Origin of the sequence: Mycobacterium sp. 852013-50091_SCH5140682 (assembly GCF_001665685.1) — a bacterium.
Lineage (GTDB): Bacteria > Actinomycetota > Actinomycetes > Mycobacteriales > Mycobacteriaceae > Mycobacterium.
In genome coordinates, this window is record NZ_LZTB01000130.1 from 122,776 (window position 1) to 145,737 (window position 22,962).

General features: G+C 67.4%; 20 protein-coding genes. 11 read left to right on the forward strand and 9 right to left on the reverse strand.

Annotated elements, in window-relative coordinates; translation table 11 throughout:
- The first annotated feature begins 42 nt into the window (after nt 1-42).
- From A5784_RS35170 to dxs, 4 genes are all read left to right on the forward strand, one after another.
- Nucleotides 43-2,040, forward strand: coding sequence for an APC family permease (locus A5784_RS35170; RefSeq protein ID WP_064949555.1), 1,998 nt, complete (start codon nt 43-45; stop codon nt 2,038-2,040).
- Nucleotides 2,037-3,260: a class I SAM-dependent RNA methyltransferase gene (locus A5784_RS35175; protein WP_064949477.1), complete on the forward strand. Its 1,224-nt coding sequence runs from the start codon at nt 2,037-2,039 to the stop codon at nt 3,258-3,260. The genes A5784_RS35170 and A5784_RS35175 overlap by 4 nt, the downstream gene beginning before the upstream one ends.
- Before the next feature lie 203 nt (nt 3,261-3,463).
- Nucleotides 3,464-4,759 carry a Na+/H+ antiporter NhaA gene (nhaA, locus tag A5784_RS35180; protein ID WP_064949556.1) on the forward strand — a complete coding sequence of 432 codons (1,296 nt, stop codon included), beginning with the start codon at nt 3,464-3,466 and terminating at the stop codon, nt 4,757-4,759.
- Between the two features lie 27 nt (nt 4,760-4,786).
- Nucleotides 4,787-6,700, forward strand: a complete 1,914-nt coding sequence (dxs, locus tag A5784_RS35185) for a 1-deoxy-D-xylulose-5-phosphate synthase (RefSeq protein WP_064949478.1) — start codon at nt 4,787-4,789, stop codon at nt 6,698-6,700.
- Between the two features lie 16 nt (nt 6,701-6,716).
- On the opposite strand, the gene A5784_RS35190 is transcribed toward dxs, so the two are convergent.
- Nucleotides 6,717-7,175 carry a winged helix-turn-helix transcriptional regulator gene (locus A5784_RS35190; RefSeq protein ID WP_064949479.1) on the reverse strand — a complete coding sequence of 153 codons (459 nt, stop codon included), beginning with the start codon at nt 7,173-7,175 and terminating at the stop codon, nt 6,717-6,719.
- A gap of 52 nt (nt 7,176-7,227) precedes the next feature.
- Here A5784_RS35190 and A5784_RS35195 point away from each other — a divergent pair, with 52 nt between their 5' ends.
- A complete protein-coding gene (locus A5784_RS35195; protein ID WP_064949480.1) occupies nt 7,228-8,139 on the forward strand; it encodes an alpha/beta fold hydrolase in 912 nt (303 codons plus the stop codon).
- Nucleotides 8,140-8,143: 4 nt separating this feature from the next.
- On the opposite strand, the gene A5784_RS35200 is transcribed toward A5784_RS35195, so the two are convergent.
- The gene (locus A5784_RS35200; RefSeq protein WP_064949481.1) at nt 8,144-9,394 is read right to left on the reverse strand and encodes an HRDC domain-containing protein; all 1,251 of its coding nucleotides are present in this window, start codon (nt 9,392-9,394) and stop codon (nt 8,144-8,146) included.
- A gap of 1 nt (nt 9,395) precedes the next feature.
- Nucleotides 9,396-9,932 carry a DUF3000 domain-containing protein gene (locus A5784_RS35205; protein WP_232006372.1) on the reverse strand — a complete coding sequence of 179 codons (537 nt, stop codon included), beginning with the start codon at nt 9,930-9,932 and terminating at the stop codon, nt 9,396-9,398.
- Nucleotides 9,933-10,088: 156 nt separating this feature from the next.
- Here A5784_RS35205 and hemE point away from each other — a divergent pair, with 156 nt between their 5' ends.
- From hemE to A5784_RS35230, 5 genes are all read left to right on the forward strand, one after another.
- A complete protein-coding gene (gene hemE / locus A5784_RS35210) occupies nt 10,089-11,150 on the forward strand; it encodes a uroporphyrinogen decarboxylase (RefSeq protein ID WP_064949483.1) in 1,062 nt (353 codons plus the stop codon).
- Nucleotides 11,147-12,523, forward strand: a complete 1,377-nt coding sequence (locus tag A5784_RS35215; RefSeq protein ID WP_064949484.1) for a protoporphyrinogen oxidase — start codon at nt 11,147-11,149, stop codon at nt 12,521-12,523. The genes hemE and A5784_RS35215 overlap by 4 nt, the downstream gene beginning before the upstream one ends.
- 4 nt (nt 12,524-12,527) lie before the next feature.
- Nucleotides 12,528-13,223 (forward strand): hydrogen peroxide-dependent heme synthase, encoded by a 696-nt coding sequence (hemQ, locus tag A5784_RS35220; protein WP_064949485.1) that lies wholly within the window; start codon nt 12,528-12,530, stop codon nt 13,221-13,223.
- A gap of 54 nt (nt 13,224-13,277) precedes the next feature.
- Nucleotides 13,278-14,024, forward strand: a complete 747-nt coding sequence (locus tag A5784_RS35225; RefSeq protein WP_064949486.1) for a class I SAM-dependent methyltransferase — start codon at nt 13,278-13,280, stop codon at nt 14,022-14,024.
- Nucleotides 14,025-14,176: 152 nt separating this feature from the next.
- Complete coding sequence (locus A5784_RS35230; protein WP_064949487.1) at nt 14,177-15,358, forward strand: acyl-CoA dehydrogenase family protein; 1,182 nt, start codon at nt 14,177-14,179, stop codon at nt 15,356-15,358.
- Nucleotides 15,359-15,364: 6 nt separating this feature from the next.
- Here the strand turns inward: A5784_RS35230 and A5784_RS35235 are convergent, their stop codons facing one another.
- Nucleotides 15,365-16,312, reverse strand: a complete 948-nt coding sequence (locus A5784_RS35235) for an alpha/beta hydrolase (protein WP_064949488.1) — start codon at nt 16,310-16,312, stop codon at nt 15,365-15,367.
- Between the two features lie 113 nt (nt 16,313-16,425).
- Here A5784_RS35235 and A5784_RS35240 point away from each other — a divergent pair, with 113 nt between their 5' ends.
- Nucleotides 16,426-17,043 carry a TetR/AcrR family transcriptional regulator gene (locus A5784_RS35240; protein ID WP_232006373.1) on the forward strand — a complete coding sequence of 206 codons (618 nt, stop codon included), beginning with the start codon at nt 16,426-16,428 and terminating at the stop codon, nt 17,041-17,043.
- 27 nt (nt 17,044-17,070) lie between these two features.
- Here A5784_RS35240 and A5784_RS35245 read toward each other — a convergent pair whose 3' ends face one another.
- The 5 genes from A5784_RS35245 to A5784_RS35265 are packed head-to-tail and all read right to left on the reverse strand — an operon-like array spanning nt 17,071 to nt 22,954.
- Nucleotides 17,071-18,450 (reverse strand): DUF2252 domain-containing protein, encoded by a 1,380-nt coding sequence (locus A5784_RS35245; protein WP_064949490.1) that lies wholly within the window; start codon nt 18,448-18,450, stop codon nt 17,071-17,073.
- A gap of 50 nt (nt 18,451-18,500) precedes the next feature.
- A complete protein-coding gene (locus A5784_RS35250; protein WP_064949491.1) occupies nt 18,501-19,583 on the reverse strand; it encodes a VIT1/CCC1 transporter family protein in 1,083 nt (360 codons plus the stop codon).
- A gap of 15 nt (nt 19,584-19,598) precedes the next feature.
- Nucleotides 19,599-20,015, reverse strand: a complete 417-nt coding sequence (msrB, locus tag A5784_RS35255; RefSeq protein ID WP_064949492.1) for a peptide-methionine (R)-S-oxide reductase MsrB — start codon at nt 20,013-20,015, stop codon at nt 19,599-19,601.
- Between the two features lie 53 nt (nt 20,016-20,068).
- Nucleotides 20,069-21,361, reverse strand: coding sequence for an arabinofuranan 3-O-arabinosyltransferase (gene aftC / locus A5784_RS35260; RefSeq protein WP_064949493.1), 1,293 nt, complete (start codon nt 21,359-21,361; stop codon nt 20,069-20,071).
- A 21-nt stretch (nt 21,362-21,382) separates the two neighbouring features.
- Complete coding sequence (locus A5784_RS35265; protein ID WP_064949494.1) at nt 21,383-22,954, reverse strand: alpha/beta fold hydrolase; 1,572 nt, start codon at nt 22,952-22,954, stop codon at nt 21,383-21,385.
- Nucleotides 22,955-22,962 lie beyond the last annotated feature (8 nt).

Consider the following 22,962-nt stretch of genomic DNA (forward strand, 5'->3'; position numbering starts at 1 on the left):
GAACGCTACCGCTCTCGGGTCGTGGGCTTACCCTTGGCACTCGTGTCCAAGCTTTCGACCGCAGCGCGTCGGCTCGTTCTCGGGCGGCCGTTCCGCAGCGACAAGCTCTCCCACACCTTGTTGCCCAAGCGGATCGCGCTGCCCGTGTTCGCGTCCGACGCGTTGTCATCAGTGGCTTATGCGCCTGAGGAAGTCTTCCTGGTGCTGTCGGTGGCGGGGCTCGGGGCGTACTCCATGACGCCGTGGATCGGCCTGGCGGTGGGCGGCGTCATGTTGATCGTGATCGCCAGTTACCGCCAGAACGTGCATGCCTATCCATCCGGTGGCGGTGACTACGAAGTGGTGACCACCAACCTCGGGCACACCGCGGGCCTGACAGTGGCCAGTGCGCTCATGGTCGACTACGTGCTGACGGTGGCCGTGTCCATGTCGTCGGCCATGTCGAACATCGGGTCGGCCGTGCCGTTCGTCGCCCAGCACAAGGTGCTCATCGCCGTCATCGCGATCCTGGTGCTGGCGTCGTTGAACCTGCGCGGCATCCGGGAGTCCGGTACCGCCTTCGCCATTCCCACCTACGCGTTCATGATCGGCATGTACATCATGCTGGGCTGGGGCCTGTTCCAGATCTATGTGCTGGGCCACCCGCTGCGCGCCGAATCGGCCGGGTTCGAGATGCATTCGGAGCATGGCGACGTGCTCGGCTTCGCGCTGGTGTTCCTGGTGGCGCGGGCGTTTTCGTCGGGTTCGGCGGCTCTGACCGGTGTTGAGGCCATCAGCAACGGTGTGCCTGCGTTCCAGAAACCGAAGTCCCGCAACGCGGCCACCACCCTGCTGCTGCTCGGCGTCATCTCGGTGAGCCTGCTCATGGGGATCATCATGTTGGCCAAGGCCACCGGGGTGAAGATCGCCGAGCGTCCCGAGGAGCAGCTGATCGGCGCACCCGCCGACTACCACCAGAAGACCCTCATCGCGCAGCTGGCCGACGCGGTCTTCCACAACTTCCCGGTCGGGCTGTACCTGATCGCCGGTGTGACGGCTCTGATCCTCGTGCTCGCGGCCAACACCGCGTTCAACGGTTTCCCGGTGCTGGGCTCGATCCTGGCCCAGGATTCATTCCTGCCGCGGCAGCTGCACACCCGTGGTGACCGGTTGGCGTTCTCGAACGGCATCCTGTTCCTGGCGTTCGCCGCGATCGCGTTCGTGGTGGCGTTCCGGGCCGAGGTCACCGCACTGATCCAGCTCTACATCGTCGGTGTGTTCGTGTCGTTCACGTTCAGCCAGATCGGCATGGTGCGGCACTGGACCCGACTGTTGCGCACCGAGACCGACAGGTCGGTGCGCCTGCACATGATGCGGTCGCGCGTGATCAACGCGATCGGCCTCACCGCGACCGGCACCGTGCTGGTGATCGTCGTGCTGACCAAGTTCCTGGCCGGCGCATGGATCGCGATCCTCGCCATGGGCTCGCTGTTCGTCGTGATGAAGCTGATCCACAAGCACTACGACACGGTGGCCCGCGAACTGCGCGCACAGGACGCGGCCGAGCCGGGTGACATCGTCCTGCCCAGCCGCAACCATGCGGTGGTGCTGGTGTCCAAGCTGCATCTGCCGACCAAGCGCGCGCTGGCCTACGCCAGAGCCACCCGTCCCGACGTGCTCGAGGCCATCACCGTCAGCGTCGACGACGCCGAGACCCGCGCCCTGGTGCACCAGTGGGAGGACAGCGACATCAGCGTGCCGCTCAAGGTCATCGCGTCGCCCTACCGCGAGATCACCCGGCCGGTGCTGGATTACGTCCGCCGGGTCACCAACGAGTCGCCCCGCACCGTCGTCACGGTGTTCATTCCGGAGTACGTCGTCGGGCACTGGTGGGAACAGGTGCTGCACAACCAGAGTGCGCTGCGACTCAAGGGCAGGCTGCTGTTCATGCCCAACGTGATGGTGACTTCGGTTCCGTGGCAGCTCAGTTCGTCGGAGCGGTTGAAGAAGCTGCAGCCACAGTCGGCTCCGGGCGATGCGCGCAGGGGATTCCTGGAGTGACCGAGCTGATCGTCACCACGGGTCCGGCGGCCAACGGCGGCAGTTGCGTGGCCCGTCACGACGGCCGGGTGATCTTCGTTCGTTATGCGCTGCCTGGTGAGACGGTGCGGGTGCGGGTGACCGACGAGCGTGGATCCTATTGGCACGCCGAGGCATTCGAGGTCATCGAGGCCTCACCCGACCGGGTTGACTCGCTGTGTGCGATCGCCGGCGTGGACGGCGCGGGCTGCTGCGATCTGGCGTTCGCCGAACCCGATGCGGCCCGGCGGCTCAAGGGTGCCGTGGTGGCCAACCAGTTGGCACGGCTCGGCGGATTCGACTGGTGCGACGAAGCGGCCGCCAGGGCCGAACCGGTCGGAGCAGTCGGGGCCACCGGATGGCGGACCAGGGTGCGGCTGGACACCGCGGCCGACGGCACCGTCGGATTCCATCGCTACCACAGCACGGAGCTGGTGACCGATCTGAACTGTGCCCAGCTGCAGGCCGGGCTGGTCGACGGTTTGGCCGGATCGCGTTGGCCCACAGGGTCACAACTGCACGTGGCCATCGATTCCGACGGCGTCCGGCACGTGGTCGCCTCGCGTGCCTCCGCCGAGCAGCCCAAGGCCGCCAAGGCCAAGGAGGGGCGCAAGCACACCACGCGGGTGATCGAAGGCGACTACGAAGCCACGCAGCGCGTCGGAGACCGGGTGTGGAAGGTGCCGGTGACGGCGTTCTGGCAGGCTCATCGTGACGCCTCGGCGCTCTACAGCGAGCTGGTCGCCGGTTGGGCGCAGCTGCAACCCGGTATGACGGCGTGGGATTTGTACGGCGGCGCAGGGGTTTTCGCTGCCGCACTGGCCGCACAGGTGGGGGAGAGCGGACACGTCGTCACCGTGGACACCTCGCGCGGTTCGTCGCGCTCAGCCCGGGCCGCGCTGGCCGACCTGCCCTGGGTGTCGGTGGTCACCGACTCGGTGCGGCGCGCGCTGTCGGTGCAGCGAACCCGTGCCGACGTGGCAGTGCTCGACCCGCCGCGAACCGGAGCGGGCCGCGAGGTGATCGATCAGGTGGCGGCTGCCGAAGTGCCACGGGTCATCCATATCGGTTGTGAGGCAGCGTCATTCGCACGCGATGTGGGTCTGTACCGCAAGCACGGCTATGCGGTGGAGGAGCTGCGGGTGTTCGACTCCTTTCCGCTCACCCACCATGTCGAGTGCGTTGCCGTCCTCACTCGCTGACCCCGCCGAGCAGTCATGTGGGTACGGCAACCGCGGCGTGTCGGGGACCGGAATGTCTGCTCGCCGGGAAAAGGGGACGGGGCGCTCGCGTGGCCCCGTTCCGACGGCTTCTGGCGAAGAATTCCGGCGCCGGACGGTAGGTTGGGGGACAGGTGTGCCGGGAAGCCTGGTCGGCGCCGTAGAACGCTGCCCAGGGAGTCATGATGCGCAACCGTAACGACCGCTTCGGCCGCCGGCTGCTGACCCGTAGCGGGTCATGGGCAGAGGCCCGCCGGATCTCCGAGATCCTCCGCAAGGAGACCGTCGGCGGCATCCTGCTGCTCGTCGCCGCCGCGGCCGCGCTGATCTGGGCCAACTCGCCGTGGTCCCAGGGCTACCACCGGTTGTCGGCGGTGGTGATCGGGCCGGAAGGCCTGCACTTGAACCTGAGCGTGGCCGCGTGGGCGGCCGACGGGCTGCTGGCGATCTTCTTCTTCGTCGTCGGAGTGGAGCTCAAACGGGAGTTCGTGGCCGGCGATCTGCGCGACCCGGCGCGCGCCGCGCTGCCGATCGCCGCTGCCGTCGGCGGCATGCTCGTGCCCGCGGCGATCTTCGTCGCGATCAACCTGGGCACCGGACATCCCGAGAACCTCGGCGGCTGGGCGGTCCCCATCGCGACCGACATCGCGTTCGCGCTGGCCGTGCTGGCGGTGCTGTCGAGCCATCTGCCGTCGGCGCTGCGCATCTTCCTGCTGACCTTGGCGGTGGTCGACGACCTGCTGGCCATCACGGTGATCGCCGTCTTCTACACCGACCACCTGGCACCGCTTCCGCTGCTGGCGGCGCTGATCCCCATCGGCCTGTTCGGCCTGGCAGTGCAGCGCGGGGTGCGGCGGTGGTGGATCCTGCTGCCGTTGGCGCTGGCGGCCTGGATGCTGGTGCATGCCAGCGGGGTGCACGCCACCGTGGCCGGGGTGCTGCTCGGATTCACCGTGCCGGTGTTGGGCCGCCATGCGGCCGCCGAACAGTTCGAACACACCATGCGGCCGCTGTCGGCGGGGTTCGCGGTACCGGTTTTCGCGTTCTTCGCCGCGGGCGTGACGGTCGGCGGATGGTCTGGTCTGGGGGAGGCGCTGTCGCATCCGGTCACGCTCGGCGTCATCGCGGGGCTGGTGCTCGGCAAACCCATCGGGGTGCTGGGCACCACCTATCTACTGGCCCGGTTCACCCATGCCAGCCTGGACGAAGGCCTTGCCTGGCGGGACGTTCTCGGTGTGGCGTTGCTCGCAGGAATCGGCTTCACCGTGTCCCTGCTCATCGGTGAACTCGCGTTCGGGCACGGCAGCGTCGCCGACGACGACGTCAAGATCGCGGTGCTCCTCGGATCGGTTATCGCAGGTCTACTGGCTGCCGGGGTGCTGGTGGCCCGCAATGCGGCATACCGTCGAATTGCTCAGATCGAGACCGCCGACACAGACCACGACGGTGTGCCCGACATCTACTCGCCACGGGAGGGGTAGTCCAGCTTCCGTGCGTACACTAAACGAATGCTTGAACAGGTCCGCGGTCCCGCTGATCTGCAGCACCTGTCGCAGTCGCAGCTAAGTGACCTGGCGCAGGAGATCCGGCAATTCCTGATCCACAAGGTCGCTGCAACCGGTGGGCATCTCGGCCCCAACCTGGGTGTGGTGGAACTGACGCTGGCGCTGCACCGGGTATTCGACTCGCCACACGACCCCATCATCTTCGACACCGGCCATCAGGCCTATGTGCACAAGATGCTGACGGGACGCAGCCAGGACTTCGACTCGCTGCGCATGAAGGGCGGCCTGTCGGGCTATCCGGCCCGCACTGAGAGCGAGCACGACTGGGTCGAGTCCAGCCATGCCAGCTCGGCGCTGTCCTACGCAGACGGTCTGGCCAAGGCCTTCGAGCTCAACGGGCACCGCAACCGCCACGTCGTGGCTGTCGTCGGCGACGGCGCGCTCACCGGCGGTATGTGCTGGGAGGCGTTGAACAACATCGCCACCGCAGGGCGTCCCGTAGTCATCGTCGTCAACGACAACGGCCGCTCCTACGCGCCGACTATCGGCGGCTTCGCCGATCACCTGGCCGGACTGCGGCTGCAGCCGGGCTACGAGCGCATCCTGGAGGAGGGCCGCAAGGCCGTTCGGGGTCTGCCCGTCGTCGGCGAGTTCTGCTACCAGTGCATGCACAGCATCAAGGCCGGGATCAAAGACGCGATTTCGCCGCAGGTGATGTTCACCGATCTGGGGCTGAAGTATGTCGGCCCCATCGACGGCCACGACGAGCACGCCGTGGAGAACGCGCTGCGGCATGCCCGCGGGTTCAACGCCCCGGTGATCGTGCACGTGGTCACCCGCAAGGGCATGGGCTATCCGCCGGCCGAGAACGACGAGGCCGAGCAGATGCACTCGTGCGGCGTGATCGACCCGGAGACCGGGCTGGCTACCAAGGCCTCCGGTCTGGGCTGGACCTCGGTGTTCTCCGAGGAACTGATCAAGATCGCCGCCAAGCGCCGCGACATCGTGGCAATCACCGCGGCGATGCCGGGGCCGACGGGCCTGAGCGCGTTCCGTGAGCGCTACCCGGACCGCTTCTTCGATGTGGGTATCGCCGAACAGCACGCGATGACCTCGGCGGCAGGCATGGCGATGGGCGGCCTGCACCCGGTGGTGGCGATCTACTCGACGTTCCTCAACCGCGCGTTCGACCAACTGCTGATGGACGTCGCGCTGCACAAGCTGCCCGTGACTCTCGTGCTGGACCGCGCCGGTGTGACCGGGCCCGACGGTCCCAGCCACAACGGCATGTGGGACCTGTCGATCCTCGGCATCGTGCCCGGCATCCGGGTGGCCGCCCCGCGCGATGAGCCGCGGCTGCGTGAGCAGCTTGCGGAGGCGCTGGCCGTCACCGACGGCCCTACCGCCATCCGATTCCCCAAAGGTGATGTCGGCGAAGGTATCCCGGCGATCGAGCGGCGCGGCGGTGTGGACGTGCTTGCGGTCCCGGCCCCGGGCCTCACCGAGGACGTACTGCTGGTGGCGGTCGGCTCGTTCGCGCTGATGGCGCTCGCGGTGGCCGAGCGGTTACGCAACCAGGGCATCGGGGTGACCGTGGTGGATCCCCGGTGGGTGCTGCCGGTTCCGGAGGCGCTGAGCGACTTGGCCCGCGCGCACAAGCTGGTGGTCACCGTCGAGGACAGCGGCGTGCACGGCGGCATCGGATCGTCCGTGTCGGCCGCCTTGCGGCACAACGAGATCGACGTGCCATGCCGCGACGTGGGGGTGCCGCAGGAATTCCTGGCACACGCGTCGCGTGGCGAGGTGCTCTCCGAAGTCGGGCTGACGGATCGGCACATCGCGCGACAGATCACCGGATGGGTGGCAGCCATCGGCGCACTCACGGGCGAACGCGAAGTGTCCGAGCAGGTCGACTGATCCACCGCGGTGGCGGTTACCCCGCTGCCAGCCCGGGACCGGGTGACACCTCGACGTCAAAGGCCGTCAGTTCGGTTGCGCACTGATCACACGTCAAGTTCGTGTGCGCGGAGCCGCCGCAACCCTTGTGTCGGTAATGGACGAACGGCCCGTTGGGGGCGAGGTATTTGTCGCCCCAGTCCCGCAGGGCCATCAGGACCGGATAGAGCTCTGAACCCTTTGTGGTCAAACGGTATTCATGGCGGGTGCGCTGCGCGTCGCGGTACGCACGGCGCTCGAGGATCTCGGCGTCGACGAGGCGGCCCAGGCGTTCGGTGAGCAGCGCACGGCTCAGTCCGAGAGTGGCCTGGAAGTCGTCGAAACGGCGTACCCCGGCGAAGGCTTGTCGCAGTATCACCAACGTCCAACGGTCGCCGAGCAATGCCAGCGGACGCAGAATCGAACAGCGTTCATCGGCGAGTGAGTCGTAGCGCATACGGTGATTCTAGCTATTGCGTTCAAAATATGAACTCAATTACTCTGCCGGTATGGACGCCGAACTGGAGAGCTGGAAAGCGGCCGGGGACTTTTTCGACTACCTCGGATTCGACATCTTCTACCGGGTCGGCGGGCTGCCGCTGGGCGAAGGCCCGAATCTGCTGCTGATTCACGGGTATCCGTTCAACTCGTGGGATTGGTCGCTGATCTGGCCGACGCTGGCCGAGCGGTTCACCGTCATCGCACCCGACATGATCGGCATGGGCTTCTCGGCCAAGCCGGTCGCCTACGGCTACGCGGTGACCGACCACGCCGACATGCAGGAGGCGCTGCTGGCGAAGCTCGGTGTCACCGCGGCGCACATCCTGGCGCATGACCTGGGCGACTCGGTGGGCCAGGAACTGTTGGCCCGCCACGAGTTCGGGGGACAGGCCTACGGATCTCTGCGCATCGACTCGATCACCTGGCTCAACGGTGGGTTGTTCAACGAGGCCTACACGCCGCGGCTGATGCAGAAGCTGCTGTCACGAACCCCGTTGGGCGACATCATGAGTCCGTTGCAGGGCAGCCCGTTGTCGCGCCGGTTGGTCGAGCCGACCATCAACGAGATGTTCGGCGTCAACACCAAACCCTCGCCGCAACTGATGGCGAAGTTCCACCAGATCCTGGAGTACAACGACGGAAAGCGGGTGCTGCACAAGGTCGGTCGGTTCGTCAACGACCGCTACACGCACCGCAACCGGTGGGTCCGGGCGATGCGCGAGACGACCGTGCCGATGCGGCTCATCGACGGGCCTTCGGACCCCAATTCGGGACGGCACATGGCTGAACGCTATCTGGGGGTGATCCCGGAGCCGGACGTGGTGATGCTGCCCGACGACATCGCGCACTGGCCGCAGATCGAGGCTCCCGACGCCGTGCTCACCCATTTTCTGGCGCACATCGACGCGGTGAGTGGCTGACGCCTCAGGTCTCGGTGGACAGCGCGGCGGTCAGGATCGGCACCGTCAACTCGCGCTGCCAGGGCCGAACCTGGGCCTCGACGAGGAACTCCTCAACCGCCGTCGCGACGTCGGACACCGGTTGCCAGTCCCAGCACAACCGTCGCACCACCTCGGGGGTGATGAGGTTTTCCGCAGGCACCGACACCCGCTCCGACAGTTCCGCCAGGCCCGCCCGGGCAGCCTCCAGCCGGGCCGCGGCCTCGGGTTTGCGCCTGCTCCAGCGGGCCGCCGGTGGCGGGCCGTTCTGCGGTTCGGTCGCCGACGGCGGGTCGGGGTTCTGCCGGGCACGCTCCAGGGCGTCGAGCCAGACCTGCGCGGTACGCCGTTGCTTGGATCCGCCGAAGATGGGCAGCGCGATCAGCTCGTCGACGGTCTTCGGGTCGGCCGTGGCGGCGCTGACGATCGCAGAGTCGGGCAGGATGCGGCCCGGCGCGATGTCGCGGCCGCGGGCGATGTTGTCGCGTGTGGTCCACAGCTCGCGCACGGCGGCCAGGGCGCGGGGATTGCGTACCTTGTGGATGCCTGAGGTGCGCCGCCACCGGTCGCGCCGGGTGGGCTGTGCGACATAGGTCCGCAGATATTCGAATTCCTGTGCGGCCCAGTCGGTTTTGCCCTGCTCTTCGAGGACGTCGGCGATCGCGTCGCGCAGCTCCAGCAGCACCTCGACGTCGAGTGCGGCGTAGTTCAGCCAGTCGCCGGGCAGCGGCCGCTTGGACCAGTCCGCGGCGCCGTGGCCTTTCATCAACTGCAGGCCGAGAAGCCGCTGCACCATGGCGGCGAGATTGACCCGCTCGAACCCGGCGAGCCGGCCGGCCAGCTCGGTGTCGTAGAGCCGGGCCGGGCGCAACCCGATCTCGGCCAGGCACGGCAGGTCCTGGTCGGCGGCGTGCAACACCCACTCGTCGGTTTCCAGCGTGTGCGCGACAGGAGCCAGCGCGTCGATCGGCGAACCGCCGTGGTTGACCGGGTCGATCAGCACGGTGCCGGCCCCGGCGCGGCGGATCTGCACCAGATAGGCCCGGTTGGAGTAACGGAACCCCGAAGCCCGTTCGGCGTCGATGGCGAAGCGGCCCGTGCCGTGGGCGAGAAACGTTGCCGCCGAGGCTATCTCCTTGGCGCTGACACACACTTCGGGCACGCCCTCGGCCGGCGCGAGCAGAGGTGTGGCCTCCGGCTCGGCCGCCTCGGTATGGTCTGATTCCCCGTCTGTCATCTCACGCGCGCGTGCGGGAACTCAGGTCCGTGACACCGGCGGGAGGCAACCCCGCCGCGTGCTCGAGGACTTCACAGAACGCCTCCACGTGCGGCCCCAGCTCCAAGTTGGTGGCCGTCCACGAGGCCCGCAACTCCAGCTGATGGGCCCGCGGGGGGCCGGAGATGTCGCCGTACCGCACCGAGGTGGTAGCGGTGACGGTGCCGCCGAGCGCCGTGACGTGTTCGGCGCGCGTATCCAACGCATCCACCAGCCAACTCCACGCGACTTCGGGCAGCAGCGGGTCGACGGCTTCACTGGAGTCCAGATCTGCCTGGATGTAGGCCACCAGCCGCATGGTGCCGTCCCAGGCCTCCGCGCCCTCGGGGTCATGCAGCAGGATCAGCCGACCGAAGGCGTCACCTTCGGACCGCTCCGGGACGATCGTGGTCTCGGGATGCTTGACCTCGGCGCCCAGCGCATAGCTGTAGGGCGCCAGCCGCTGTGGCGGGCGGATCGGGCCCAGCTCGATTTCCGGGCGTACGGTGGTGGCATTCATAGCCGCCACCGCCGTCCGAAACTGTGCCGGTTCGGCAGACGTCACAACATTTGACGCTAGCCCATCAGGCCAGGACAGTGGGCAGGCGCGCCGTATTGATGCCCGCGTGGCGGTGCGGGGAGTCCGGTGTCCGGCCCCGTGGCACCATAGGACCCGATGAATACCCGCCGTGAGCTGCCCGAGTCGCCCTACCTGGCCGCCGCCAGTGGCCGTGCCCCGCACCGTGTGCCGGTGTGGTTCATGCGGCAGGCCGGCCGGTCCCTGCCCGAGTATCGGGCGCTGCGCGCCCAGCATCGGATGCTGGAGGCCTGCTTCGACTCCGAACTGGTCTGCGAAATCACGCTTCAGCCCGTCCGGCGGCACGGTGTCGACGCCGCAATCTTGTTCTCCGACATCGTGGTGCCGCTCAAGGCGTCGGGTGTCGGTCTGGACATCGTGCCGGATGTCGGGCCCGTCATCGACCATCCGATCCGCACGATCGCTGATGTGCAGGCGCTGAAACCGCTTGAGCCGCAGCAGGTCTCACCGGTCACCGAGGCGGTGTCCCTGTTGGTGTCCGCGCTGGGCGAGGTGCCCCTGATCGGGTTCGCGGGCGCGCCGTTCACGCTGGCTTCCTACCTGGTGGAAGGCGGGCCCAGCCGCCATCACGATCGCACCAAGGCCATGATGCTCGGCGAGCCCGAAACCTGGCACGCCCTGATGACGGCGCTGACCGATCTCACCATCGCGTTCCTGCAGGCCCAGGTGGATGCCGGAGTGGACGCCCTGCAGGTGTTCGATTCCTGGGCCGGGACGCTGTCGCTCGCCGATTACCGCAGCTACGTGCTACCCCACAGCGCCCGGGTGTTCGCCACCATGGCTGCCGCGGGGGTGCCCATGACCCACTTCGGGGTGGGCACCGCCGAACTGCTCGGCGCCATGTCGGAGGCGGTGGAGCCGGCCGCCGCACCGGTGGTGGGCGTGGACTGGCGCACCTCGCTCGTCGATGCGGCCGCCCGGGTCAAGCAGGGCACCGCGCTGCAGGGCAACCTCGACCCGGTGGTGCTGCTGGCCGGCTGGCCGGTGGCCGAGGCCGAGGTACGCCGGGTGGTCGAGGAGGGGCGTCAGGCGGTCGCCGCCGGCGCCACCGGCCATGTCTTCAATCTGGGGCACGGGGTGTTGCCTGCGACCGACCCCGGGATCATCACCGAGGCAGTGGCGCTGGTTCACACATTGTGAGGCCCGCGTATTGCATTGTCGGCGGCGGGATTTCGGGCCTGGTCGCGGCGTACCGGCTGCGGATGGCCGTCGGCCCCGATGCCGACATCACCCTGCTGGACCCGGCTGACCGGCTCGGCGGAGTGTTGCGTACCGAGCGTGTCGGCGGGCAGCCGATGGATGTCGGTGCGGAAGCTTTCGTGGTGCGCAGGCCCGAGATGCCGGCATTGCTGGCCGAGCTGGGGCTGAACCGGCGCCAGATCGCGACCACCGGGGTGCGCCCGCTGATCTACAGCGGCGGACGCCTGCACCCGATGCCGCTGGGCACTCTGCAGGGCATTCCCGCCGAGGCGTCGTCACTGCTCGGACTGGTCGATGATGCGACGGTGGCCCGCATCCTCGACGAGCGCACGCGGCCGCTGCACTGGCGGCGCGGGGCCGATCCCACGGTGGCTGAGCTCGTCGGGGACCGGTTCGGCGCTCAGGTGGTGACCCGCTCGGTCGACCCGCTGCTGGCCGGTGTCTACGCCGGGTCGGCGGCGACCATCGGCCTGCGCTCGGCCGTGCCGCCGCTGGCCGCTGCGCTGGACCGGGGCGCCCGCAGCCTGACCGATGCCGTGCGTGCGGCGTTGCCGCCGCCGGCAGGCGACTCGGTGTTCGGCGCGCTGGACGGCGGCTACCGCGTGCTGCTCGACGAGCTGTACCGCCGGTCCGCGGCCCGCTGGGTCCAGGTGGGCGCCGAACGCGTCGACCGAGGCGCCCGGGGCTGGGAGGTGCTCGATGACGAGGGCACCCGCTGGCGCGCCGACGCGGTGGTGCTCGCCGTTCCGGCGCCGCGGCTGCCGAAGCTGGTCGAACACATCGCGCCCCGAACCGCGGCGGCCGCCCGTCGCATCCGGGTCGCATCCGCGGCGGTCGTGGCGCTCGCGCTGCCGGGCGGGACGCCCTTGCCGCAGCAGTCCGGGGTGCTGGTGGCAGGCGCAGATCCGCACGACGAGCGTCGGACCCTCCTCAACGCGAAGGCCGTCACGCTGTCGTCCCGCAAATGGGGGCGGCGCGGCAATGTCGAATTGGTGCGGTTGTCGTTCGGCCGGTACGGCGACACCCTGGCCCGAGACACCGGCGACGAGGACCTGCTGGCGTGGGCGGCGCGCGACCTGAACACCCTGTTCGGGGTGACGGTCGACCCTGTCGACAGCCATGTGCAGCGATGGATCGACGCGATGCCGCAGTACGGCCCGGGCCATGGCGAGCTGGTGGCCGAACTGCGCGCCGGTTTGCCGCCGACCCTGGCCGTGGCGGGTGGCTATCTCGACGGCATCGGCGTACCGGCCTGTGTGGCCTCGGCCACCCGTGCTGCCGACGTACTGCTGAAACCTGGCGTGGCACGATAGGCCTATGGCCAAGCTCGATTTCGACGCACTGAACTCCACCCTGCGCTACCTGATGTTCTCCGTGTTCTCGGTGAGCCCCGGTGAACTGGGGGAGGACCGCGCCGACATCATCGACGAGGCCGCGACCTTCTTCAAGGCGCAGGAGGACCGGGGTGTCGTGGTCCGCGGGCTCTACGACGTGGCCGGGTTGCGCGCCGACGCCGACTTCATGATCTGGACCCACGCCGAGAAGATCGAGTTGCTGCAAGCCACCTACTCCGACTTTCGCCGCACCACGGCCCTCGGCCGGGCCAGCGACCCGGTGTGGAGCAGCGCGGCGCTGCATCGGCCCGCCGAGTTCAACAAGAGCCACGTGCCCGCGTTCATCGCGGGCGAGGACCCCGGCGCCTACATCTGCGTGTACCCGTTCGTGCGGTCCTACGAGTGGTACCTGCTGCCCGACGAGGAGCGCCGCCGGATGCTCTCCGAACACGGGATGGCTGCCCGCGGGTACAAGGATGTGCGGGCCAACACCGTTCCCGCCTTCGCCCTCGGTGATTACGAGTGGATCCTGGCGTTCGAGGCGCCCGAGTTGGACCGCATCGTGGACCTGATGCGGGACCTGCGCGCCACCGACGCGAGGCGGCACACCCGTGAGGAGACGCCCTTCTTCACCGGGCCTCGGGTCGCTGTCGAAGAACTCATCGCCAAGCTCCCGTAACCCGCCGCGCCCGGTTCACCTGGGCGTTTCGGCGGCAGGCCTACCCTCGCGGGTATGACTGCTCCAGAAGACACCACGCGTCATTTCGAAGAGATGTACCGCGACGAGCGGACATCGCACGGTTTGCCTGCCGCCACCCCGTGGGACATCGGGGGTCCGCAGCCGGTCGTACAGCAGCTCGTCGCGGTCGGCGCCGTCAAGGGTGAAGTGCTCGACCCTGGTACCGGCCCCGGCCACCACGCTATCCACTACGCATCGAAGGGCTTGTCGGCCACCGGTATCGACGCATCGCCCACGGCGATCGAGCGAGCCAAGCAGAACGCTGCGAAGGCCGGGGTGACGGTGGACTTCCAGGTGGCCGATGCCACCAAACTCGAAGGCCTGGAAGGGCGTTTCGACACCGTCGTCGACTCCGCGTTCTTCCATGTGTTCACCGGCGAACAGGAACTGCAGAAGTCCTACGTGCGCGCACTGCACCGGGCCACCAAACCCGGCGCCCGGCTGTTCATGTTCGAATTCGGCGATCACAACGTCAACGGCTTCCGGATGCCGCGCTACCTCACCGCCGACGATTTCCGCGCGGTGCTGCCCGACGCCGGCTGGGACATCACCTACCTCGGTCCCACCACCTATCAGGGCAACGTCAGCGTCGAGACCTTCGAGATGATGGCCGCCCGCAACCCCGATATGGCCGAGGGCATGCAACCGCTGCTGGAGCGCTTGCGGGTGATCGAGCCGTGGCTGATCGACGGCCGTGTGCACATGCCGTTCTGGGAGGTGCACGCCACCCGGATGGGCTGAGCAGCGCGGCGTGAGAGCCGTGTGCGCTGCCACACCGCGGCTGCGTCGACGTTGTCACCGGTGACAACGACATGCGGCCGGTGACTCGGGACCATTGATCTGTCGGGCGACCCCGTCGCCTCGTTCAGACCCAACACCCCGAGGAAACAGCCATGACCACACCCGCGATCGACACCGCAGACTTCTACGAGCTCGAGGGGTTGTTGAGCCCGGATGAACGCGAATTCCTGTACCAGGTACGCGAATTCATGATCTCGGAAGTCGCTCCGGTGGTGAACCAGCACTGGCAGCGCGGCACGTTCCCGTTCGAGGTCGTTCCCGGGTTTCGGCAGCTGGGCCTGGCCGGTCTGCCGTATCACGGATACGGTTGCCGCGGTGGCTCATACCTGCTCGACGGCATGGTCGCGATGGAACTGGCCCGCACCGACCCGTCGATCGCGACGTTCTCCGGTGTGCACGGCGGGTTGGCGATGGGCTCGATCTACTTGTGCGGCAACGAGGAACAGAAGCAGCGGTATCTGCCGCAGATGGCCCGGATGGAGAAGATCGGCTCGTTCGGTCTGACTGAACCGGACGTCGGCTCCGGTACCTCCCGTGGTCTGACCACGACTGCCCGCCGCGACGGTGATACGTGGATTCTCAACGGGCAGAAGAAGTGGATCGGCAATGCCACGTTCGGCGATCTCACGATCATCTGGGCCAGGGATGTCGCCGACGATCAGGTCAAGGGGTTCATCGTCGCCAACGACACCCCAGGATTCTCCACCACCAAGCTGGAGGACAAGATCGCACTGCGGATCGTGCAGAACGCGCTGATCACGCTCGACAACGTGCGCGTCGACGAGGCTGACCGCCTGCAGAACGCCAACTCGTTCCGTGACACCGCCGAGGTGCTGCGGATGACCCGGGCCGGAGTGGCCTGGATGTCCGTCGGGTGCGCGCGTGGCGCCTACGACAACGCGCTGAAGTATGCGGTCGACCGTGAGCAGTTCGGCAGGCCCATCGGGGGATTCCAGTTGGTGCAGGACCTGTTGGTGCGGATGCTGGGCAACATCACGTCGTCGTGGGCGCTGTGCGCTCGGCTGTCCCAACTGCAGGACGAGGGCCGTGCCGAGGACCGGCACTCCTCGCTGGCCAAGGCCTGGAGCACGGTGCGGATGCGCGAAACCGTCGGCTACGCGCGGGAACTGTTGGGCGGCAACGGAATTCTGCTGGAACACAATGTGGGCCGGTTCGTCGCCGATGCCGAGGCGATCTACTCCTACGAAGGCACCCGCGAAATGAACACCCTGATCGTCGGCCGGGTCATCACCGGGCTGAGCGCCTTCGTCTGACGCTGCTCAGCGGGTGTTCTCGGTGACGAATTGCGTTATGGCGTCCTGCATCTGGGTCAAACCGGGCTCTTCGAGCGGATAGTGGCCTGCGTTGGTCAGCATCACCGTCTGCACCGGCACCCGGGTGATGCGCGACAGCACCGGCCGGCTCAGTTCCACCGGGGTCCAACGGTCCTCGGCGGGCTGGGTCAGCAGGACCGGGCAGGCGTCGAAGTCGGCCGGTTCGACCGCGGGGATGTAGTTCATGTAGCTGTCCAAGAAGCGGATCGGGACCGAGTTGCCGCCGGAGGTGCGGTCTTTGGTCATGATCCGCAGCGCCGCCGGGTCGTTCACCAAGGCCGACATCTTCGAAGCCAGAGTCATCGGGATGCGGATGCGGGCGGCGGGAGTCCGGGCCGCCAGCCGCAGCGCGGGCGTCCCGATGCGGGCGGTGAGCTTGTCGTGTGCGGTGTCGGCGCGGACCGTCGGGTTGCGCTGATCCAAGAACGTCATGCCGACGATGCCGCGCAGCGTGCCTTTCGGGACTTTGGCGGCGACGTGGTAGGTGAGCATGCCGCCGGCGCTGAGTCCGTACAGCACGATCGGCCGGTCGTCACGGGTCTGCTCGTAGGCCAGGAAATCCACCACGAGATCCACCCAGTCGTCGTACGAGACGAGGGCGCCGGGGCGTACCTGGGTGAGGCCGTAGCCGAGGTTGTCGAGCGCGACGGTCTCGAAACCTCGTGCGGCCAGCGGGGCGCCGACGATCAGGCTCATCTGCCGTCCGTTGGTGCCGACGCCGTGATGCAGCACGATCTTGGCCGTCGCGTCGGGATTGGTGTAGCGGTCCAGGTGCACGTGATGTCCCCGCCACTGCCAGAACTCCTCGGCCGGGGCGCTCTGGTCGGTCAACCGGAGCCGCTCGGGAAGGAAGTTCTGCAGGTCACGCCAGGCTTGCTGGTCGCGGTAGTACATATCTGCAGCTTTGCGCACAGTCGTCTCCTTGGGCGGAAGTTCTCGACCATTTGGTGGAATCGAAACTAGTATTGGAGTCTATTCCAAGTATGGAGCATAGTAAAATTTTGGGTGTGAACGAGCCCAAGGTCACCCGTACCGCCCGTCGCGCCGCGGCCAACCGCGAGGCGATCGTCGATGCGGCCGAAGCGCTTCTCGTCGAGGGTGGCGTCAACGCGGTCACCGTCGATGCCGTCGCCGAACGTGCTGACGTCGCAATTCAGACCGTCTACAACAGGGTGGGGCGCCGACCCGAGGTTTTGGTGGCCATCGCCGAACGCGCCGTCGAGGACAACCGCCGATACATGGACGCCGCGTTCGCGGTTGAAGGAACCCCCGTAGAGCGGCTCATCGCCGCGGCGGGCGCCTACCTGGACTTCGCGTCCGAGCGGCCGCACCAGTTCCACGTGCTCAGCAACCCGCCCGACGAGCCCGCGGCGCTGCAACGCATCGCAGACAAGATCGATGACCAAATGAACAAGCTCGCGCAGGTGCTGGCCGCCGGTGTTGCCGATGGCAGTTTCATCCCGACGTTGCGCCCGGTCACCGCGGCGGTGGCCCTGTGGTCGATGATGGACGGAGTGTTGTCCCTGGGATGGCGCCCGGACCGCAAAGTGGTTGAACCTCAACAGCTCCGCGAGATCGCAGAGTTCGCGATGGCTACGGTGCTCACCGGAATCCTGCAGCGCTGAACACCGTTGGTCGCTGCCGCCAGGCACCTACAGATCGGATTCGGCAACCACGCGGCCTGCGCTCACCGCGTCCTGTAGCGCCGCGTAGTCGCGGTCGTTCTGGTCGGCGTATGCCTCGGCGAATTGGACGAATGCCGCATCGGCGGTGTCGCTGTCGCCGAGATAGGCCGCGATCGCGATGCGATCGCCCGTGCGCGCGTGGGCCCGGGCGAGGGCATGGCCGCAGGATCGCGCATAGTCGGCCAGCAGTTTTGGGCTCGAGTTCTGCACCGACACCGCGCCCTTCCAGTCGTGCAGCTGGCGCACGTAGTAGTCCGCCTCGTGGCCGTCGGGACCAACGGCGTGCAACCAGCCCAGCAGGATGTCGCTGTTGGCCTGCATCAGCCGTTGTCCGACCGAAACCCGTTGCGCAGCATCGGCATATTCACTGGCGCCGAGGTAGCGCTCCATCACTGAGGGCTGGGCCTCCTTCATCTGGAGCAGCAGCGGGTCGTCATTGTCGCGGCCGACCAGCAGCATGATCCACGCCCGCAGGCCAACACTGCCCACACCCACCACTTTGCGGGCCATCGCGACATATCGATAGCGTTCGATCAGCGGCCGCCGGCTGTCCTGCAGACTGTCGCGGTAGCGCTGCATGAACGGTTCCATGTGCTGCTCGTATTGATGTGCTTGGGCCGCGCCGACCAGCTCTTCGATCGGCATCACCAGCGGCGGATGACTGATCAGCCTGCTCTGCCCGTCGACTATTTCGGTGAGCTTCGAGACGGCCTGCAGGCTGTCGTGGGTGCGAGCCTTGGCTGCCGTCTGTTGGATCGCCTTGGCAAATTTGGTGTCGACACTGGCCTGCAGCTCGCTGTCGACGGTGGTCTGCGTGTACCACGCGGCGAGTTCGCCCATCGTCGCCAGTTCACGCATGCGGGTGCGGTAACCCGCTACGCAACTACGAACCACGTTTTCGCGGTCGCCAGCTCCGAAACCGTTGGTACGTCCGGCAATCGCCAGACTTGCGACCAGGCGCTTGACGTCCCATTCCCACGGGCCAGGCAAGGTCTCGTCGAAGTCGTTGACGTCGAACACCAAGTTGCGTTCGGGTGTGCCGAACAGCCCGAAGTTCGACAGGTGAGCGTCGCCGCAGAGCTGACTGATCAGTCCGGTGTGCGGGCTTGCGGCCAGGTCAGCCGCCATGATCAGTGCCGCGCCGCGATAGAAGGCGAACGGGGACATCAACATCCGGCCGTACCGGATAGGGACGAGTTCGGTGATCCGGGAGGTGGCCTGAGATTCCAGCAGGGCCACCGGGTCCGGGCGGTCGGCAGGTGTGTGCAGCTCCGCCAGCGCCGCCCTGGGTAGGTCGGCGCGAGCGGTCCGGCCGACATCGTGGCGCTCTTGTACCGATTGAGTCATGGTCGACACCTTTCGGTCTTGCTGCCTCGATGATCCAACGGGAACTGCGATCAGCCTGCCGCCGTACCGAACAACAGGCCAAGCAGATAGGTCACGGTGGCGGCGCCGTAGCCGATCAGCAACTGGCGCATCGCGCGGCGCAGCGGCGGTCCACCGGACAGCAGGCCGACGATCATTCCCGTGCTCAGCAAGGCCAATCCCACGAGGACGGCCGACACCACCACCGCGGTGATGCCGCTGAGGCCGAACAGGTAGGGCAGGACCGGAATCAGCGCACCGGACGCGAAGAACATGAAGCTGGACACCGCGGCCCGCAGGCCCGTTCCCACGGCTTCGTGCTTCTCGGTGGACACCTCACCCAGCGGTGAGTCACCCAGCGCACCCGAGCGCAGGTTCGCGAAGACCTCGGCGGCCTGCTCGGCGGCTTCCACTTCACTCATGCCGCGCGCCCGGTACACCAGCGCCAGCTCGTTCGCGTCGACGTCGAGAGCTTTCACCGCGATACCGGCCGTGGCGCTGGGTGTCGAGGCATCCAGGAGTTCGAGCTGTGAATTGACCGAAACGTACTCACCGGCACCCATCGACAACGCGCCGGCGATCAAGCCGGCCAGGCCCGTCGCCAGGATCGTCTGGTTGGACACCCCGGTGGCGCTGATCCCCAGCACCAGCGCGAGATTGCTGACCAACCCGTCGTTGGCCCCGAACACCGCGGCGCGGAAACTGCCCGACAGCTGGTCGCGGCCCCGGCTGGCGAGCGCGCGGACGACCTCCATGTGGATGCGCTCGTCGGCGGCCATCGTCGGCGTGGCGTCGACGTCGGTCTCGTATGCCGAACGGGCCTCGGCGCGTTGGGCCAGGGCCAGGGTGAATACCGACCCCAGGTGACGGGCCAGGAACCCGAGCACCCGCGTGCGGAGGTCAGGCCGGTGCGGTCTGCCCACCTGGTCGCCGAGCAGCGTCAACCAGTGGTTTTCGTGTCTGCCCTCCGCAAGGGCCAGCTGCAGCAGGATCTCGCGTTCGGCGCCGTCGCGGCGCTGCGCAAGATCCCGGTAGACGGCTGCTTCGGCGCGTTCATTGGCCAGATGTTGTCGCCATCGACGCAATTGCGATGCGGTGGGCTGCGAAACCACCATGCCCGCGGGTGTCCCTCAGCTCTCGGCCGGGACCAGGCGCAGTGATATGGAGTTGATGCAGTACCGCTGGTCGGTCGGGGTGGGATAGCCCTCGCCCTCGAAGACGTGCCCGAGGTGACTGTGGCAGTTGGCGCACAGCACTTCGACGCGGCGCATACCGAGAGAATTGTCCGAGCGCAGGATCACCGCGTCCGAATTGGCCGGGTCGAAGAAAGACGGCCAACCGCAATGGGATTCGAATTTCTCGGTGCTGCGGAACAGCTCGGCGCCGCAGGCTCGGCACTCGTAGACACCTGCGGTTTTGGTGTCGGTGTATTCCCCGGTGAAGGGGCGTTCGGTGCCCGCCCGGCGGAGCACCGCGAACTCGTCCGGAGTGAGCTTCTCGCGCCACTGGTCGTCGGTCAGTTCCACCTTGGGACCCGGGTTCGTCATATCCCCAAATTACGTGGTGTGCGCCGAGGCGCGCCAGATCGGGCGGAGCCGGCTCACGCTGAGACGGCTTCCCGTGGCCGGTTGAGCCACAGCGGGTCGATGCCTTCGTCCAGCCGGTCGTCGGCCTTGGCATCCAGGTAGCGGAAGTACAGCACGCAGAACACCACGATCAGGACCAGCGACCAGCCGTAGGTGATCTTCATGTACTCCAGGAAGCGGCCGGTCGTCGGCCAGCGCCACATCAACCAGCGATCCATCGTCATGAACCCGTAGACCCCGAGCCACGCAGGCCAGTTGCGGAGAACCGAATTCGGCAGCACCACCGTCATCAGGAACGGGAACAGCGTCATCGAGTAGTAGCCCTGGGCCAGCGACAGCACGAGCCAGGAGGTGATCAGCAACACACCGGAGGAGGTCAGCATCCAGAACAGCTGGTCGCGCTCGCGGTAGTAGCGGTACAGCAGCCACAGGCTCACCGCAGCAAGCACCGTGAACGTCACACGCAGCACCACGATCAGCCACATCGGCAGGCCGTAGTAGATGCCGTTGCCCAGGATGGCGGAGTTGAAGTAGTCGCGGGTCTGCATGATGTAGGGCAGCGTGTTGTGCACGAAGCCCATCGGATCCGCCGACAGCGGCCAGGCCACCGCGTTGAACACGATCGGCACCGCGAACGCCGTCACCAGTGCGCGCCACTGCCGGTTCAGCAGGGGCAGCAACAGCAGGACACCGAGTAGGGGTTTGACCACCAGGGTCATGCCGATGGCCGCACCGGCCAGCCACTGATGGCTCTGCTTGCCGTCCAGCAGCCAGCGGAAGAACAGCACCTCGGCCAGCAGGATGCAGCCGTTGATGTTGGTGAAAACGAGTGTGTTGGTGACTGATTCGGTGCAGAACATGGCCAGCAGCAGGGCCGGTAGCGCCACCGAGGTCAGCGAGAACTTGAACAGCCGTACCAGAAGGCAGGCCGCGATGATGACCGCTACCGCGTTGAACGCGACGAACCAGAAGCGCGACGCGAACTCGGGCAGGAATCCGAACGGTGAGAGCAGCAGCGTGCCGCCCGGCGGGTACAGGTAGTGCGGATCGACGAAATTGAAGTGCTCGTTGTAGATGGCCCAGTGCCGCCGAAAATTGGACACCGCGCGGTACACCGGGCCGAAGTCGTCAGTGATGTAGCCGTTGGTGGAGAGCACATAGCTGCGGTGGATGATCGACATGATCGCCAGCGGCCACAAGACCGAGCGCAGCACCGTCGCGGCGCTGGGCGGGGAGGTGCGGGGACCGAATGTCCCCAGAAGGCCGTTACGGATGGAATCTACTGCCGTCACCAGCGAACCGTACACCGGCGGCCAGACGCCGAGCTGTCAGGCAGGACAGAACGTGTCGGTCTCCGGCACTTTGCCGGTGTCGAGATACAGCGTGATCGGTTGCAGCGCACAGGGTGTGTAGATGCTGGCGCCGTGACCGATGCCCTGCCACATGACCCGCCGGTTGGTGGCACCGGCGTTGATGACGCTCGCGGCCACGGCCGACACGCCCTCGTTGCCGACGATGGGATCGTTCTGCACCCCGAGGATCAGCACCGGAATCTTGAGATCCTTGGGATCCGCAGGTGCCGAACTACTGGGCCAGTTCAGGCATTTCACCAAATCCAGGGCGCCGACCGTGCCGAACTGCGGGTACAGCTTGCCCCACTGCACGACGAGTTCGCGCACCCGGTCGGGCGTCGGCCGGTTGAGGGCGTCGCCGCAGCTGTTGATGAACTGCCCGTCGGTCTGCCGAAGCGACTGGGCCTGGGTGATCAGGTTGTTGAGCAGGTTCGGGTCGCCGGAACGGGCGGCGGCCAGCGCGCCTGCCAGATCATTGGTCGAGCTGACCCGGTCACCGCGCGGGAATCCCAGGGCGGTGGTGATGGCGTCGGCCACGGCGGCCACCGAGGCGCCGCCGGGACCGCGGCCCGCACGGGCATCGGCCAGCAACGCGTCGACGGCTCCCTTCGGATCCGGCCCGAGTGGGCAGTTGGTGGCGACGCACTGCGCGGCGAACGCGTCGAGTGCCGCCTGCTGGCCCTTGACCCGCTGCTCGGCGGCGGCCTCGGCGCCGACCGCCAACGGCAGCGGTGAGTCGAGGATCAGCCGCGACACCTTGTTCGGGTGGGAGCCGGCGTAGGCAAGCGCGACCTGCGCGCCGTTGCCGATGCCGAGCAGTGCCAGGGTCGGGACGTCCCAGGTGCTACGAAGCCGTTCGAGGTCCTCCGCGGCGTGGGCGTTGTTGTATGCGGAGTCTCCCGGGGCGATGGTGTCGGTGCAATTGGTGGTGGCCGTCTGGGTCACCGCGCCCAGATTGGCGACCGGGTCGTTGCCGGACTGGAACTGCGCCTGGTCCTGCATTTCCTGCCGGTCGTAGACATCGCGGCAATCCACGGCCTCGGACATGCCCATCCCGCGCCGGTCGACGGCGACGATCGGATGGGCCGCCAACGCGTCAGCTCCCGAGCGTGACAACCACACCGGCAGCTGGACTGACGAAGGAATGTCAGAACCCGTGGTCATCACCAGGGGACCCGCATTGGGCGGCGTCTGCGGTGAGCTTGCCCGCACCACACCGATGTTCAGCGATCCGCTGGCACCCTCGATCGGATCGAGGTCGGCGTCGTAGGTTGCGCACTCCAGCTTGATCCCGGGAATCGGCTGGATCGCGGCATTGCTGAACAGCCGCGCCGTGCAATCCCGCCATTGCAGCGGATCGTTTTTCGGAGCTTCCATGGGCGGCGGCCCGGCAGGCGGGGGTGCGCTGGTCTCCGGTTGTCCCTGGGGGTGGGCGCCGGTGCCGGTGGCGTACTTCGGGTCCGCGGCAAGGATCGGGGCGCACCCGGCGAGCAGTGCCGACACGGCGACGGTCGACACACTCAGGGCCCTCACCAGCTGATGACGCATGGGCACCA